We start from the raw sequence: 14,784 nt of genomic DNA, 5'->3' as shown, positions 1-14,784 counted from the left end.
GAGGGCGCACACTGGACTCAGCTCGCTTCACGAAGGTTTGGTCACCCTCGCATGGCAGCTCCTCAACAGTACCCTCTGCCTCGATCCTGTCACGGCTTGATCGGGGCTTTTTTTGTCTGCAAAAAGCAATCGCTGGCAAGCCAGCTCCTACAAGGTTCGCGTAATCCTGTGGGAGCTGGCTTGCCTGCGATGAACGATGACGCGGTTTAGCGTTGCAACACCAGAATGCGCGACAGCAACTCATCCCGGTCGACATAGCAGCCCTGGAAATGACGGGCGCCGGTGGCAGGATCGAACGCGTTGCGGGCGTGCAGGGTGCGGCGGTTGTCGAAGCACCACAGCTCACCGGGATTGAGCCGCTGCATCAACCTGAAGCGGGGTTCGCGGGTCATCGCGATAAGGCGCCGGTAGGCCTGGTACAGCCTGGGCATCTGCTCCACCGAGGCATCGAACGGCCCGCGCAAAAAGTTCGCCATGCGAATTTCCGATACCTGCCCCAACGCATCCAGGGCAATGATGGGCGCGAGACAGCGGTAGTCGCTGTGACGGTCCTTGTTGCGAAATTCCACGGGAATTTCGCAGAGGCTTTTGAAGGACTCGGGGTCTTCCCGGCGCAAGGCGTCGGCAATGGCAAAACCGTCGACAAAAATGCTCTCGCCTCCTTCGGCGTCATTGACCAGGCAATGCAAGAATTGCAGCCCCGGTTGCAATTCCCGGGTCGGCAAATCGCTGTGCAGCGGCAGGTTGAACGCGGTGTAGGCGTTGCTGTCGGCGTCTGCCTTGGATTGCACGTTGAACAGCACGCCGAAATTGCTCTCGCGGATGAAGGAAATACGCTGCGCGATCAGCTTCAGCGAGCCAGGCTCGGTGGGCACGCCGCGGACCTGGGTCAGCCCGACATCGCGTACCGCCAGCAGCCATTGCAACAGCGCGTCGTTATCCGACATCAGCGCCTGATACTCGAACACCGGCAACGGCAAGTCACTGTGCCAAAGCCTGGCTTTTGGCTTGCGTGCCTGACGTTCGGCGCGGGATTCGTCGTCATAGGCATGGGCGCGCAGCCAACCGGGATCGAAGCGGCTGGCGTGGCCATCCAGCCAATCCACCGACAGGCAGCCTTCAGTGTCGATGTGTACGGCGTGAGGCATCAGATCCTGAGCCACATCGACGATTTCCAGCACTTGTTCGCGGGTCACGGTGTAGACGCACTGCGGGCACGGGCAATTGTCCCGCAGCCATTGATGGTGGAAAGGGCTGACGCGATCGTCGGCCCACTTCACCAGAACACGGTCCGCCAGAGTCTGCACGCCAGTCAGCGCGCTGATTAACGGATAGGTACGAAAGTCGGCAAAAGCAGCGGCGGTGTTCATGGCGATCTCCTTGTTATTTTTTTGTCGGTAGTGCGATCACTCGGCCAATGTACTCGGGGCTTGGCAGGTCTGCCTGGTCGGCGACGATGGTTTGCAGCCGGGTCAGGGACAGTTCGCTGAACGGCGCCGAACGCGGCCCGGCGAGGTCCACGTGTAGCAGCATCTGCTCATTGCCGGCGAGCTCCTTGTCATCACCGACCAGATGCAGGCTGTGATAGAGGTGCACGCGCTTGCTGTCGTGGGCAATGATCTGGGTGTGCACCTCGACCTGGGCGTCGAGCTTCACTTCGTGCAGGTAGTTCAGGTGCAGTTCGAGGGTGAACAGCGAGTTGCCGCTGGCTTCGCGGCTGTTGCTGTCCAGGCCCAGGCGATCCATCAGCGCGTCGGTGGCGTAGCTGAAAATGAGCAGGTAGAAGGCGTCGCGCAGGTGGCCGTTGTAGTCGACCCAGTCGGGGATGATGGTGGTTTGGTAGGTGGTGAGGGTGGGCATGTCATCAAATCCTGAAGTCATGAATACCTGTAGGAGCCGGCTTGCTGGCGATTGCGATTTTTGCAGCGCCGCAGAGGCGGTGGATGTATCGGCCTCATCGCTGGCAAGCCAGCTCCTACAAGGGGTGTGAGTTATTCGGCGAAAGCCATCCCATGCTTCTCTTTGGTGGTCTTCACCGCCTCCAGCACCGCCAGCAGGCAGTCATCACGATAGCGCTCCAGCGCCGAAATGCTGTGTTTGCCCAGTTGATCGCTGGTGCCGTCGACCACGTCGTCGATCAGCTTGTCGGTCAACTCCGGCGCCGGCAGGTAGGTCCACGGCAATTGCAGCGCCGGACCAAACTGTGCCATGAAGTGACGCATACCGGCATCACCACCCGCCAGGGTGTAGGTCAGGAACGTCCCCATGAACGACCAGCGCAAGCCCGCGCCAAAGCGGATCGCATCGTCGATTTCACCGGTGGTCGCCACGCCGTCGTTGACCAGGTGCAGGGCTTCGCGCCACAGCGCTTCGAGCAGACGGTCGGCGATGAAACCCGGTACTTCCTTGCGTACGTGCAGCGGGCGCATGCCGAGGGATTCGTAGACTTTCATCGCCGCTTGCACGGCTTCAGGGGCGGTGTTCTTGCCACCGACCACTTCCACCAACGGCAGCAGGTAAACCGGGTTGAACGGGTGACCGACCACGCAACGTTCCGGGTGCGTGGCACTCTCGTAGAACTCGCTCGGCAACAGGCCGGAGGTACTGGAGCCAATCAAGGCATTGGGTTTGGCCGCTGCGCTGATTTTGCTGTGCAGGTCCAGCTTCAGCTCCAGGCGCTCCGGGGCGCTTTCCTGGATGAAATCGGCGTCGCGCACGCACTCCTCGATGGTCGCGACAAAACGCAGGCGATCCTGCGATGCGCCGGGCGCCAGGCCTTGTTTCTCCAGCGCGCCCCAGGCATTGGCGACGCGCTTGCGCAGGGCTGCTTCGGCGCCGGGCGCCGGGTCCCAGGCCACTACATCCAGGCCATGGGCGAGGGCGCGGGACACCCAGCCACTGCCGATGACACCGCTGCCCAACGCTGCGAAGGTTTTGATTTCGGTGATAAAGCTCATGGTCACTTCCTGAAGAGTTCGGTGATCGTTGTAGGAGCCGGCTTGCTGGCGAAGGCGATATTCCTGTCACAGAAAATGTGGCGGATGTACCGGCCTCATCGCCAGCAAGCCGGCTCCTACAGGGTTGTTTTGGGAGGATTAACCGCGCTTGGTCAGGCCCATTTTTGCCCGGCCTTCAGCCGGGGTCAGGACGCGGGCGCCGAGGCGGCTGAGGATTTCGCCAGCGCGTTCGACCAGTTGGCCGTTGGTCGCCAGCACGCCCTTGTCCAGCCACAGGTTGTCTTCCAGCCCGACCCGCACGTTGCCGCCGAGCAACACCGCTTGCGCTGCCATCGGCATCTGCATGCGACCGATACCGAACCCGGCCCAGACCGCGTCGGCCGGCAGGTTGTCGACCATGGCTTTCATGGTGGTGGTGTCCGCCGGCGCGCCCCACGGGATGCCCAGGCACAGCTGGAACAGCGGGTTGTCGAGCAGGCCTTCCTTGATCATCTGCTTGGCGAACCACAGGTGACCGGTGTCGAAGATTTCCAGCTCGGCTTTCACGCCCAGCTCTTGGATGCGTTTGGCGCCAGCGCGCAGCTGCGCCGGGGTGGAGACGTAAATGGTGTCGCCGTCACCGAAGTTCAGGGTGCCGCAGTCGAGGGTGCAGATTTCCGGCAGCAATTCTTCGACGTGGGCCAGGCGGGTCAGCGGACCGACCAGGTCGGTGTTCGGGCCGAATTCCATCGGGTTCTCGCCGGCGCCGATTTCCAGGTCGCCGCCCATGCCGGCGGTGAGGTTGACGATGATGTCCACGTCCGCCTCGCGGATGCGCTCCATCACTTCGCGGTACAGCGCCACGTCACGGCTGAACTTACCGGTTTGCGGGTCGCGCACATGGCAGTGAACCACGGTGGCGCCGGCCTTGGCAGCTTCAACGGCGGCAGCCGCGATCTGTTTCGGGGTGACCGGCACGTGTGGGCTTCTGGCGGTCGTGTCGCCAGCACCGGTGAGTGCGCAGGTGATGATGACGTCGTGGTTCATTTGGGCGGTTCCTTACAGGCGAGTTTTTGGTTTTGGCCAGGCGTGGTGGTCCCGTTCGCAGCCCGTGCGGGCTGCGAATCGGTGATGCAATCGGGTTTATTTACTGGTCAGTTGCAGGTTTTCAGCGGCCGGTTTGCCATCGAAGGTGGTGACGCCTTCAAGCCAGCGCTTTTTGTCCTGCGGGTGATCCTTGATCCATTGTCTGGCCGACTCGAAAGCGTCCTTGTGATCCAGCAGCGGCTGCATCATCCGGCTCTCGTCTTCGGCGGTGAACGTCAGGTTGGTCAGCAGGCGACCGATGTTCGGGCATTGCTGGGCGTATGTCGGCGAGGTGACGGTCCATACCGTGGCCTTGCCTTCGTCTGGCCCCAGGGCGTTTTCACTGCCGGTGAGGTAGGTCATCTTCACGTTGACGTTCATCGGGTGCGGCGCCCAGCCGAAGAACACCACGGCTTCGTTGCGACGCACGGCGCGATCCACCGCGGCGAGCATGCCGGCTTCGCTGGACTCGACCAGCTGGAACTTGCCAAGGCCGAACTGGTTCTTGGAGATCATCGCCTTGATCTGGGTGTTGGCGCCCGAGCCAGGCTCGATGCCGTAGATCTTGCCGCCCAGTTCTTTTTCGAATTTGGCGATGTCGGCGAAGGTTTTCAGGCCCTTGTCGGCGAGGTAGGTCGGCACGGCGAGAGTCGCGCGGGCGTCCTGCAGGCTTGGCGCGTCAAGCACCTTGACCTGTTTGGCATCGACGAAGGGGGTGATGGTCTGGGTCATCAGCGGGTTCCAGTAACCGAGGAACAGGTCCAGACGCTGGTCGCGGATCCCGGCGAAGATGATTTGCTGGGAGGCGCTGGTTTGTTTGGTGCTGTAGCCGAGGCCGTCGAGCAATACCTGGGTCATGGCGCTGGTGGCGATCACGTCGGTCCAGTTCACTACACCCATGCGCACGTTCTGGCACGACGCAGGTTCGGCAGCCATGACACTGGCGCTCAGGAAAGCGGTACCGCTGAGTGCAAGAACACAGCTGCTAATCAGTCGTTTCATCTCAGGTTTCCTCGGCAGTTCGTTTATTGTGAGTTCCGGTGTCTGATGCGCCGGTGATGCCAAGTTACGCAGCAACGTACCGATGAAAGCGCACTGCGGCGACCAGCTCTTGCACTGCAGCGACCTGTGCTCTTGAATGCCGCTCGCAAGTGGCGTATCAACGTGCTCACGCTACCCGCTCTCTCGCTACCAGCCATCGAGTGCGCTCCATGTCCCAGGATTTCTACTTCTTGTTGATGCCGGGTTTCTCGGCCATCGGATTTATCTCGGCCATCGAGCCATTGCGGGTCGCCAATCGCTTTCGCGGCGAGCTCTATCGCTGGCATGTGCTGAGCGCCGATGGCGGGGCGGTACTGGCCAGCAACGGCATGTCGGTCAACGCCGATGCGGCGCTTGAGCCACTGAAAAAAGGCGCGACGCTGCTGGTGGTCGCCGGCTTCGAGCCGCTGAAGTTCGCCACCCCGGCGCTGGAGCACTGGTTGCGCCGACTGGACAACGAAGGCGTCACCCTCGGTGCCATCGACACCGGCAGCTTCATCCTCGCCGAGGCGGGCCTGCTCGACGGCCATCGCCTGACCCTGCACTGGGAAGCCATCGACGCCTTCAAGGAGTCCTATCCACAGCTCAGCGTCACCCAGGAGCTGTTCGAGATCGACCGTCGGCGCATCACCTCCGCCGGCGGTACTGCCTCCATCGATTTAATGCTGGATCTGATCGCCCAGGCCCACGGCCCGGAACTGGCGATCCAGGTCAGCGAACAGTTCGTACTCGGCCGCATCCGTCCGCGCAAAGACCACCAACGCATGGAGGTCGCTACGCGTTATGGCATCAGCAACAAGAAGCTGGTGCATGTGATTGGCGAGATGGAGCAGCACAGCGAACCGCCTCTGAGCACGCTGGAACTGGCGGAATCGATCAAAGTGACGCGACGGCAACTTGAGCGCCTGTTTCGCCTGCATTTGAATGACACGCCGAGCAATTTCTACCTGCGCCTAAGGCTGGAAAAGGCCCGGCAGTTACTGCGGCAAACAGACATGAGCGTGCTGGAAGTGAGCATTGCCTGCGGGTTTGAATCGCCGTCGTATTTCACCCGCAGTTACCGGGCGAAGTATGAGCGCTGTCCGCGGGAGGATCGGCGTAGTGTTGGCGTTCGGCAAGCTGCCGGTGTGCCGCAACCTCCTCCCACAGAAGCGCCGATTATTTAGTGCAACTGTCGGGGCCGGAACTGGAGGGCCAAAGCGGTCAGACTGTCAGCATTGTGCGTGGTGATTGCTATTTGCGCATTCCACGCCTGACTGACTGGCGACCGGGGGTCCTTTTGTTCCCGTTCGATGAGCTTCACTGCTACTTTCTGGCTCTTTGGTTTGATTTTTGATAAGTCGGGACCGTTTGTGGCAATCGTTAAAGATCGCTGAAGTGCCGCATTGATATTTGCATCAATCATCTCTTCTGAATCGCCAGGTGACGAGTCGGAAAACAAGTACCAGAAGTCTTTTGTCCTGGCATGAACATGGCTAAGTTCGTGAAAAATTGTCGCAGCGTTAATGGGTGCTGATTGTTCTCGGCCTTTGAGGTTCAAATAGATAGCGTTAATCCCTTGAGATGTTGATTTTTCCCAATGCGCCCGCTGTTCAGGTTTTAGTGGATTATTGTCGGTAAAGACAAAACGGTCACCCTTGACTTGGTCCTTTAATGCACCACGCAGGACTTTCTTGAGTTTTTTTCTGGCTGTGTTTGCAGCGATGTTCAGGTGTTCCTCGTCCATGCTAGGGCCGAATACATTTTTTAGTTTTTCTTGCGTCGAAGGTGTCAGATCTGGGCCGGTGAGCGCTGAAATCGCATTTTTTGTAAAGTCGATCATGGCTGAGAAGTCGTTCTGGAATTCGCGTCGCTGGTCCTCGGGCAACTCGTTGGCACGCCGATAAAGTATCGCCTGCCCGGCGGCGAGCATTTTCCTTTCGAACTCATTGGCGGGCTCAACAGGCGCAAGGCCCTGGCTGTCCTTGAAGCGCAGTGGATTGTTCTGAACCATCCGGTAGCGGTTAAACCCGTCAATGTCTCCCGCCGGATCCGGGTTGATCCAGCGCTGTAGCCAGGGAGCGTAGTAACGAAGCCCGTAATAATAAAGCCCGGTGGCATCCCGTTCCTTGCCGGAGTACCTGATGGACTTGTAACTGGCCTCGGCGTCACTTCGAGCGAGCCACCAGGCGGTGCCGCCAAAGGCGTAGTAACCCTCCTGGCTTATCAGCGCGGCATCCTCGTCCAGTTCCAGCGCGCAGGAACCGAGGTGATCGCCGAGGCTGTAACGGATCTGGTCATTGGCAATGTTATCGGGAGGTGTTTTTTGCCAATGCAATGCCCGCGCATTGCAGTTGCCTGAATCAACCGTAATGACGTGGCGCACTTCGTCGTTACCGGTGTAATGGACCTCAAGCCCTGGCAGATAACGCACTTCGCTGGTCAATCTTGCAGATTTAGTCTTGTGACGGAGTACCTTGCGTAGTCGCTGACCGTGGCCGTCGTAGCGATAAAGTTCATCATCATTGTGTTCATCGTGCCTGATGACGTGAATGACTTCGCTGAGTTGGTTGCGACTGTCCCAGTGCATGGCCTGTGCGCCAGGGGACAGGATCAGCAAGTTGCCGTTGCTGTCGAAGCTGTTGATGAAGTCCGGCTCGCCTGTCTGCGGTTCAGGCAGGCTTCGGTTACTTGAAAGCTCAGTCACCATCTTGCGGGTGTAGCCTCGAAGCCCTTCATGGACGAGGGTGTGCAGATTCCCAGCGCGATCATATGAAAATGTCTGTTTGTAGGTACTTGTCACGGTCGATTGCGACGCACGCAACACCGGGCCCAGGCCAGCGGTTACGGACTCTCGACCGCTTGCCTCGATCAATTGAGAAAGTGAGTCATATCGATAGTGGTTGGCGGGGTCAGTACGCTGGTTCCTGAAGTAACGTATAGCGGTGGCCGAGTCCCGGATCCGGGTGATATTGCCAACAGGATCGTAGGTGTAGGCAAGGTTCTGGAGAATATGGTCGCAGCGACTCGAGGTGAGTTGCACCAGGTGATCGCTTTGGGTGTCATAACGGCGAGTTGTCGTAACCCCATTACCGGCCGTTTCGTGCTCTATCTGACCACTGACGCTGTAGCACCTGTTACGCAGTAGCGTTTTGTCCGGCAGATGCTCACGTTTAAGAGTTAGTTGTGTGAGCTGGCCCGCGACGTCGTAGCCCGATAGTCTTTGGTTTCCCCGTGCGTCGGTCTGGGTCACCAGGCTACCCAGGGCGTTGAAGCGCCAGTGGGAGGTTTCACTTTCGGCTTCGAGTTTGCTGTCGCGGTCGGTCAGGCGCTCTGGCCAATTGGCAACTGACAGCTCGTTCATGAACTGCCGGGATTCGCTTAACCGGGTGCCCGAAAGGTTGTATTCATCAAGATGCAGGCAGCCTGCCGTGTCATCGTGGCGAATCAGGCGTCCACACTGATTATGTGAACTGTACTCGGCGCGGCCATCGGCATAAACCATTCGCTCGGTCGCGACAGAGGCCGCATTGACAGCTTGCTCTGAGATGGCAATCGGGCGTAACAGGTTGTCGTATTCGATCTGACGTTGATGTTGTCGACCATCCCACTCCAATCGAAGCTCGCCCCTGGCTCCCGGCAGTCTTGCTTTCCAGCCGGCATCAACACTGCTGCTCAGTAATGGCTCGCCGGAGAGGGCGTACACCATGGTCAGATTAGGCTGGCCTTGCATTGCCCATAGACGTGGGTCCCACCCAGCGCTCAAGTGCCCGTTCGGGTTGTAAATCTGGCGATTGATTCGCGGTTCAGGCGTTTGTTCCAAGTGGGCACGGTAATAGGCCACGCTACGAATCGACTGGCCGCGCGGGTCCTGTGCCATCAGGGTTGGGGTGGCATCGTGAATGTTGGTCTGCTGGAAGTCGGCCATGTGATCATTGAGCGCTAATGGAAAGGTCCAATGTATGCGCTCGGCTTTTAGCCTGTTAACTCTCACAAATGACAGGTTTATGTCTGTTTAAGGGGGGCTGGCTACAGTGCAAGAGGGCGCCAGTGTGGATCTGGCGCCGGTTGAATCTTTTTGAATTTGCTTACTTCTTCATCAAGGCCGAGCACGCTGCCTTGAATGCCTCATGCTGATACTTGTTCAGCGTCCCCGGCAGCTCGAAATTATGTTTCTTGGCCTGGGCGTTGATGGTCTGCGGCGACAACAGCGTCACCTCGCAATTCTCCAGCAACTGGAAAACCCCTTCGATCTTGAACGTGGTCGGCCCGCCCGCGAACTCGCCCTTCTTGCTGCGTTTCTTGATCGCGATGCGGTCGATGGAGTTCTCACGGACGAACGAAGCGACCTGAGCGGCAAACACTTTGACGTTGGCGGCTTCGTCGTCATCGTCCAGGGCGATTTTCTTGGTGGCGAGCGTGAAATGGCTCAACGCCTGACCGTCCAGCGTGGCCACGGCGATGATCGCTTCGCTGCCTTTGATTTCGATGCCGCAGACTTTCATGTTGGATCCTTTAATGGCTGAAGGCATGCAGCTTACAGCTCGAGTTGAGTGGCGGTGATGCCAAACGCCGCGGCGATCTTTTCGCGGGTGGCCTTGCGAGGCTTGGCGACTGTTTCCTGTTGGGCAAATGCCGGCTGGGATATACCCATGCGTTTGGCCACTTCATCCTGAGTAAGGTTCAGGTGTTCGCGCCAGGCACGGATAGGGGTAGCGCCATCGACGATACGGCTTACCACCTCATGGGGGATCAAGTCGGGCTCGATTTTCTGTGCCACATATTGTGCATAGGGAATGACCACGAAGGCTGGATTGCCTTCGGCGTCGTTGATGATTTGAATGTCAGTAGGTGCGTTCATCGCGTTTTTTGACCTCTTGAATACTGACCACTTTGATCGCGCCATCCCAATCAAACATGACCCGGTAATTACCGACACGCAGCCGATAAGCATAGCCATGACCGACCAGGGCTTTGACATTGCCCACATCGGGCATGCCCGAAAGCGCCGTGATGGCATCACGCACCTGGCCCTGATGAACGCAATGCAATTTCAGGAGTTGCTTAACGGCCTTTCGAGTCCAGTGGATGCTATTCATGGAAGAATATAAGTCTTTTATAAGATTTGCGAATCTTTGCTTATATTTTTCAGGTGAACAATCAACAACAGTTGTCAGCATGTTGCGTGAAAAGCCCACAGATTGGGGCTTCCAGGCAATACGTGTAGGTGAGGTCAGAACGTGTTGTAGGAAGAAGGGAAAGTGCTGTTGAAAGCTGGATGCAGTTCCAGCTTTCATCGGAATATTCAGGATTACTCCTGCCCAATCGACTCCAAAAACTCCGACCGTTCATCACTCATCCGCGCCACGCAATCATTCTGCGCAATGGTGAACGCCTTGCTGCCACTGGTGGCCGGGAAGGCTTCGACGGCGCAGTCGGCGTCGCGGGTCTTGAGCCACTGCTGTTGGGCGGCCTTGAGCTTGGCGGTGATGTCGGCCAGTTGCGACGGGTTCTTGCCGTATTGCGACTGCATGCGGTCGTTCAGGCCCTGGAGGTTTTCCTTGAGCAGGTCTTCGGCGCTGGTTTTGCTGAAGACCGAGCATTCGAGGGTCTGGACGTCGTTTTCGACTTTGTCGCACGGGTTGTCGTCGGCCTCCTCTGCAGCGTGTACGCCGGTCGCAATCAGTGCCAAAGCCAGAAGGATGGATTTCATTCGGGTCGCCGCTCTATTCCAGTGATGCGGGGAATTCTGGCCCAAGCCGAGGGCCTTGAACAGGTCGGCGATTGTGCCTGGCGACGACCCTTTGTCGCGGATTGACGCTTTCGGCAAACCCCCTGTCGTTTTTGCACCCGGTCATCCCGGCCCTCAGGCATATGCTGGCCCCAAAGCGCCGGCAGACGATTCGGCGCATGAATCGCTAATAAGGGGACAGCCTGATGAGCCCAGCCGAATTGCACGCCGACAGCATCGTTATCGACGGGCTGATTATTGCCAAGTGGAACCGTGAACTGTTCGAAGACATGCGCAAGGGCGGTCTGACCGCGGCCAACTGCACCGTGTCTGTGTGGGAGGGCTTCCAGGCCACCGTCAACAACATCGCCGCGAGCCAGAAGCTGATCCGCGAGAACAGCGACCTGGTGATTCCGGTGCGTACCACCGCCGACATCCGCAAGGCCAAGGAGCAGGGCAAGACCGGCATCCTTTTCGGCTTCCAGAATGCCCACGCCTTTGAAGACCAGATCGGCTACGTCGAAGTCTTCAAGCAGCTCGGCGTCGGCATCGTGCAGATGTGCTACAACACCCAGAACCTGGTGGGCACCGGTTGCTACGAGCGCGACGGCGGCCTGTCGGGCTTCGGTCGCGAAATCGTCGCCGAGATGAACCGCGTCGGCGTCATGTGCGACCTGTCCCACGTCGGTTCCAAGACTTCCGAAGAAGTCATCCTCGAATCGAAGAAACCGGTCTGCTACTCCCACTGCCTGCCGTCGGGGCTCAAGGAACACCCGCGCAACAAGTCCGATGAAGAACTGAAGTTCATCGCCGACCACGGCGGTTTCGTCGGTGTGACCATGTTCGCGCCGTTCCTGGCCAAGGGCATCGATTCGACCATCGACGACTACGCCGAAGCGATCGAATACACCATGAACCTGGTGGGCGAAGACGCCATCGGCATCGGCACCGACTTCACCCAGGGCCATGGCCAGGACTTCTTCGAGTACCTGACCCACGACAAGGGCTACGCCCGCCGCCTGACCAGCTTCGGCAAGATCATCAACCCGCTGGGCATCCGCACCGTCGGCGAGTTCCCGAACCTGACCGAAACCCTGCTCAAGCGCGGCCATTCCGAGCGCGTGGTGCGCAAGATCATGGGCGAGAACTGGGTGGCCGTCCTGAAAGACGTCTGGGGCGAGTGAATAACTCTGGAGCCTACTCCGCTCGCCGATAGCTGCGTCAGGTCCTCGCGCCAAGCTCGCCGTACGTCCCGTACTGTCTCGCTTGTCGCTCCGGTCCTTCCTTGCTCTCGACGTGCTCGCTACGGCTCCAAAGTCATTCACACCGCTTGTTTATAAGAGCAAAGCAAAAGCTTTGCTAAGCACTGACCACGAATTTTCTGGAGTTAAGTTTCCATGGCCAAGATCGCCCCGCAATTGCCTATCGAAGTCGACAGCGAAACCGGTGTCTGGACCTCCGACGCCCTGCCGATGCTGTATGTACCGCGCCATTTCTTCGTCAACAATCACATGGGCATCGAGGAAGTGCTGGGCGCCGAAGCCTATGCCGAGATCCTCTACAAGGCTGGCTACAAGTCCGCCTGGCACTGGTGTGAAAAAGAAGCCGAATGCCACGGCCTGGAAGGCGTCGCGGTGTTCGAGCACTACATGAAGCGCCTGTCGCAGCGCGGCTGGGGCCTGTTCAAGATCCAGGACATCGACCTCGACAAAGGCACCGCCAGCGTCAAGCTCGAACACTCGGCGTTCGTCTACGTGTACGGCAAGGTCGGGCGCAAGGTCGACTACATGTTCACCGGTTGGTTTGCCGGGGCGATGGACCAGATCCTCGCCGCTCGCGGCAGCAAGATCCGCACCGTGGCCGAGCAAGTCTACGGTGGCTCCGAAGAGGGCCACGAAGACGGCTTGTTCATCGTCAAGCCGTTGTAAGTCGAGGAACCCGCCATGGCTTTCGAAGCAATGTTCCAGCCGATCCAGATCGGCAAACTGACCATCCGCAACCGCGTGCTCAGCACCGCGCACGCCGAGGTCTATGCCACCGACGGCGGCATGACCACCGACCGGTACGTCAAGTATTACGAAGAGAAAGCCAAGGGCGGGATCGGCCTGGCGATTTGCGGCGGTTCGTCGGTGGTCGCCATCGACAGCCCGCAGGAGTGGTGGAGTTCGGTCAACCTGTCGACCGACCGCATCATTCCGCACTTCCAGAATCTGGCCGACGCCATGCACAAGCACGGCGCCAAGATCATGATCCAGATTACCCACATGGGCCGTCGCTCGCGTTGGGACGGTTTCAACTGGCCGACCCTGATGTCGCCATCGGGCGTGCGTGAGCCGGTGCACCGTGCCACCTGCAAGACCATCGAGCCGGAAGAGATCTGGCGGGTGATCGGCAACTACGCGCAAGCGGCACGCCGCGCCAAGGCCGGTGGCCTGGACGGTGTCGAATTGTCGGCGGTGCACCAGCACATGATCGACCAGTTCTGGAGCCCGCGGGTCAACAAGCGTACCGACGAATGGGGCGGCACCTTCGAAGGCCGCATGAAATTCGGCCTGGAAGTGTTGAAAGCCGTGCGCGCCGAGGTCGGTGACGACTTTTGCGTGGGCATGCGCATCTGCGGTGACGAGTTCCACCCGGACGGTCTGTCCCATGAAGACATGAAGCAGATCGCCAAGTACTACGACGACACCGGCATGCTCGATTTCCTCGGCGTCGTCGGCTCGGGTTGCGACACCCACAACACCCTGGCCAACGTGATTCCGAACATGAGTTATCCACCGGAGCCGTTCCTGCATCTGGCTGCCGGCATCAAGGAAGTGGTCAAGGTTCCGGTGCTGCACGCGCAGAACATCAAGGATCCGAACCAGGCCACGCGCATTCTGGAAGGCGGTTACGTCGACATGGTCGGCATGACCCGCGCGCACATCGCCGACCCGCACCTGATCGCCAAGATCAAGATGGGCCAGATCGACCAGATCAAGCAGTGCGTCGGTGCCAACTACTGCATCGACCGTCAGTATCAGGGCCTGGATGTGCTGTGCATCCAGAACGCCGCGACGTCCCGTGAGTACATGGGTGTGCCGCACATCATCGAAAAGACCACCGGCGTGAAACGCAAGGTTGTGGTGGTCGGCGCCGGTCCTGCCGGGATGGAAGCCGCTCGCGTCGCCGCCGAACGTGGCCACGACGTGACCCTGTTCGAGAAGAAGGAATTCATCGGCGGGCAAATCACCACGGCCTCGAAAGCACCGCAACGGGACCAGATCGCCGGTATCACCCGCTGGTATCAGCTGGAACTGGCTCGGTTGAAAGTCGACCTGCGCCTGGGCACGGCGGCGGATGCGCCGACCATCATGGACCTGCGTCCGGACGTGGTAGTGCTGGCCGTCGGCGGTCATCCGTTCATCGAACAGAACGAACACTGGGGCGCGGCTGAAGGCCTGGTGGTCAGCAGCTGGGATGTGCTCGACGGCAAGGTGGCGCCGGGCAAGAACGTGCTGGTCTACGACACCATTTGCGAATTCACCGGCATGTCGACCGCCGACTTCATTGCGGACAAGGGCAGCCAGGTCGAGATCGTCACCGACGACATCAAGCCGGGCGTGGCCATCGGTGGTACGTCGTTCCCGACTTACTACCGCAGCATGTACCCGAAAGAAGTGATCATGACCGGCGACATGATGCTGGAGAAGGTCTACCGCGAAGGCGACAAGCTGGTGGCGGTGCTGGAGAACGAATACACCGGCGCCAAAGAGGAGCGGGTGGTGGACCAGGTGGTGATCGAGAACGGCGTGCGTCCGGACGAGGAGATCTACTACGCGATGAAGGAAGGCTCGCGCAACAAGGGCCAGATCGACGTCGAAGCCTTGTTCGCGATCAAGCCGCAGCCTTGCCTGGAGCAGAGCGGCGACGGCTACCTGCTGTTCCGCATCGGCGACTGCGTGGCCCAGCGGAACGTGCATGCGGCGATCTATGACGCACTGCGGTTGTGCAAGGATTTCTAAAGGCTTG

The 14,784-nt window shown here is 59.3% G+C and carries 14 protein-coding genes; 4 read left to right on the top strand and 10 right to left on the bottom strand.

Annotated features, from left to right (window positions below):
• Positions 1-206: 206 nt before the first annotated feature.
• The 5 genes from EI969_RS14990 to EI969_RS14970 form a co-directional block, all read right to left on the bottom strand.
• Positions 207-1,370 carry a gamma-butyrobetaine dioxygenase gene (locus EI969_RS14990; protein ID WP_160388483.1) on the bottom strand — a complete coding sequence of 388 codons (1,164 nt, stop codon included), beginning with the start codon at positions 1,368-1,370 and terminating at the stop codon, positions 207-209.
• A 13-nt stretch (positions 1,371-1,383) separates the two neighbouring features.
• Complete coding sequence (locus EI969_RS14985) at positions 1,384-1,860, bottom strand: thioesterase family protein (protein WP_160388482.1); 477 nt, start codon at positions 1,858-1,860, stop codon at positions 1,384-1,386.
• 131 nt (positions 1,861-1,991) lie between these two features.
• Positions 1,992-2,957 (bottom strand): L-carnitine dehydrogenase, encoded by a 966-nt coding sequence (locus tag EI969_RS14980; protein WP_008019487.1) that lies wholly within the window; start codon positions 2,955-2,957, stop codon positions 1,992-1,994.
• 138 nt (positions 2,958-3,095) lie between these two features.
• Complete coding sequence (locus tag EI969_RS14975; protein WP_160388481.1) at positions 3,096-3,983, bottom strand: 3-keto-5-aminohexanoate cleavage protein; 888 nt, start codon at positions 3,981-3,983, stop codon at positions 3,096-3,098.
• A gap of 96 nt (positions 3,984-4,079) precedes the next feature.
• Entirely contained in the window at positions 4,080-5,024 is a 945-nt protein-coding gene (locus EI969_RS14970; protein ID WP_160388480.1) for a choline ABC transporter substrate-binding protein, read from the bottom strand.
• A gap of 209 nt (positions 5,025-5,233) precedes the next feature.
• Between EI969_RS14970 and EI969_RS14965 the strand changes: the two genes are divergently transcribed.
• Positions 5,234-6,229, top strand: a complete 996-nt coding sequence (locus EI969_RS14965) for a GlxA family transcriptional regulator (protein WP_160388479.1) — start codon at positions 5,234-5,236, stop codon at positions 6,227-6,229.
• On the opposite strand, the gene EI969_RS14960 is transcribed toward EI969_RS14965, so the two are convergent.
• From EI969_RS14960 to EI969_RS14940, 5 genes are all read right to left on the bottom strand, one after another.
• Entirely contained in the window at positions 6,226-8,970 is a 2,745-nt protein-coding gene (locus EI969_RS14960; RefSeq protein WP_160388478.1) for an RHS repeat domain-containing protein, read from the bottom strand. The genes EI969_RS14965 and EI969_RS14960 overlap by 4 nt on opposite strands.
• A gap of 160 nt (positions 8,971-9,130) precedes the next feature.
• A complete protein-coding gene (locus tag EI969_RS14955; protein WP_160388477.1) occupies positions 9,131-9,547 on the bottom strand; it encodes a DUF3010 family protein in 417 nt (138 codons plus the stop codon).
• Between the two features lie 32 nt (positions 9,548-9,579).
• Entirely contained in the window at positions 9,580-9,903 is a 324-nt protein-coding gene (locus EI969_RS14950) for a helix-turn-helix domain-containing protein (RefSeq protein WP_007975501.1), read from the bottom strand.
• On the bottom strand, positions 9,887-10,141 hold the full coding sequence (locus tag EI969_RS14945) for a type II toxin-antitoxin system RelE/ParE family toxin (protein ID WP_150717626.1): 255 nt from the start codon (positions 10,139-10,141) through the stop codon (positions 9,887-9,889). Before EI969_RS14945 ends, EI969_RS14950 begins: the two co-directional genes overlap by 17 nt.
• Positions 10,142-10,353: 212 nt before the next feature.
• Positions 10,354-10,755, bottom strand: coding sequence for a lysozyme inhibitor LprI family protein (locus EI969_RS14940; protein WP_160388476.1), 402 nt, complete (start codon positions 10,753-10,755; stop codon positions 10,354-10,356).
• A 224-nt stretch (positions 10,756-10,979) separates the two neighbouring features.
• Between EI969_RS14940 and EI969_RS14935 the strand changes: the two genes are divergently transcribed.
• The 3 genes from EI969_RS14935 to dgcA all read left to right on the top strand — a co-directional run bounded on the left by EI969_RS14935 (position 10,980) and on the right by dgcA (position 14,777).
• Positions 10,980-11,957 carry a dipeptidase gene (locus EI969_RS14935; protein ID WP_160388475.1) on the top strand — a complete coding sequence of 326 codons (978 nt, stop codon included), beginning with the start codon at positions 10,980-10,982 and terminating at the stop codon, positions 11,955-11,957.
• 213 nt (positions 11,958-12,170) lie between these two features.
• Positions 12,171-12,701, top strand: a complete 531-nt coding sequence (locus tag EI969_RS14930) for a DUF5943 domain-containing protein (RefSeq protein ID WP_007975505.1) — start codon at positions 12,171-12,173, stop codon at positions 12,699-12,701.
• Positions 12,702-12,716: 15 nt separating this feature from the next.
• Positions 12,717-14,777, top strand: a complete 2,061-nt coding sequence (gene dgcA / locus EI969_RS14925; protein WP_150705234.1) for a dimethylglycine demethylation protein DgcA — start codon at positions 12,717-12,719, stop codon at positions 14,775-14,777.
• Positions 14,778-14,784: the final 7 nt, after the last annotated feature.

Origin of the sequence: Pseudomonas sp. PB101 (genome assembly GCF_009764265.1) — a bacterium.
GTDB lineage: Bacteria > Pseudomonadota > Gammaproteobacteria > Pseudomonadales > Pseudomonadaceae > Aquipseudomonas.
Note: the sequence above shows the minus strand (reverse complement) of the source record. Positions and strands in the feature narration are given on the sequence as shown.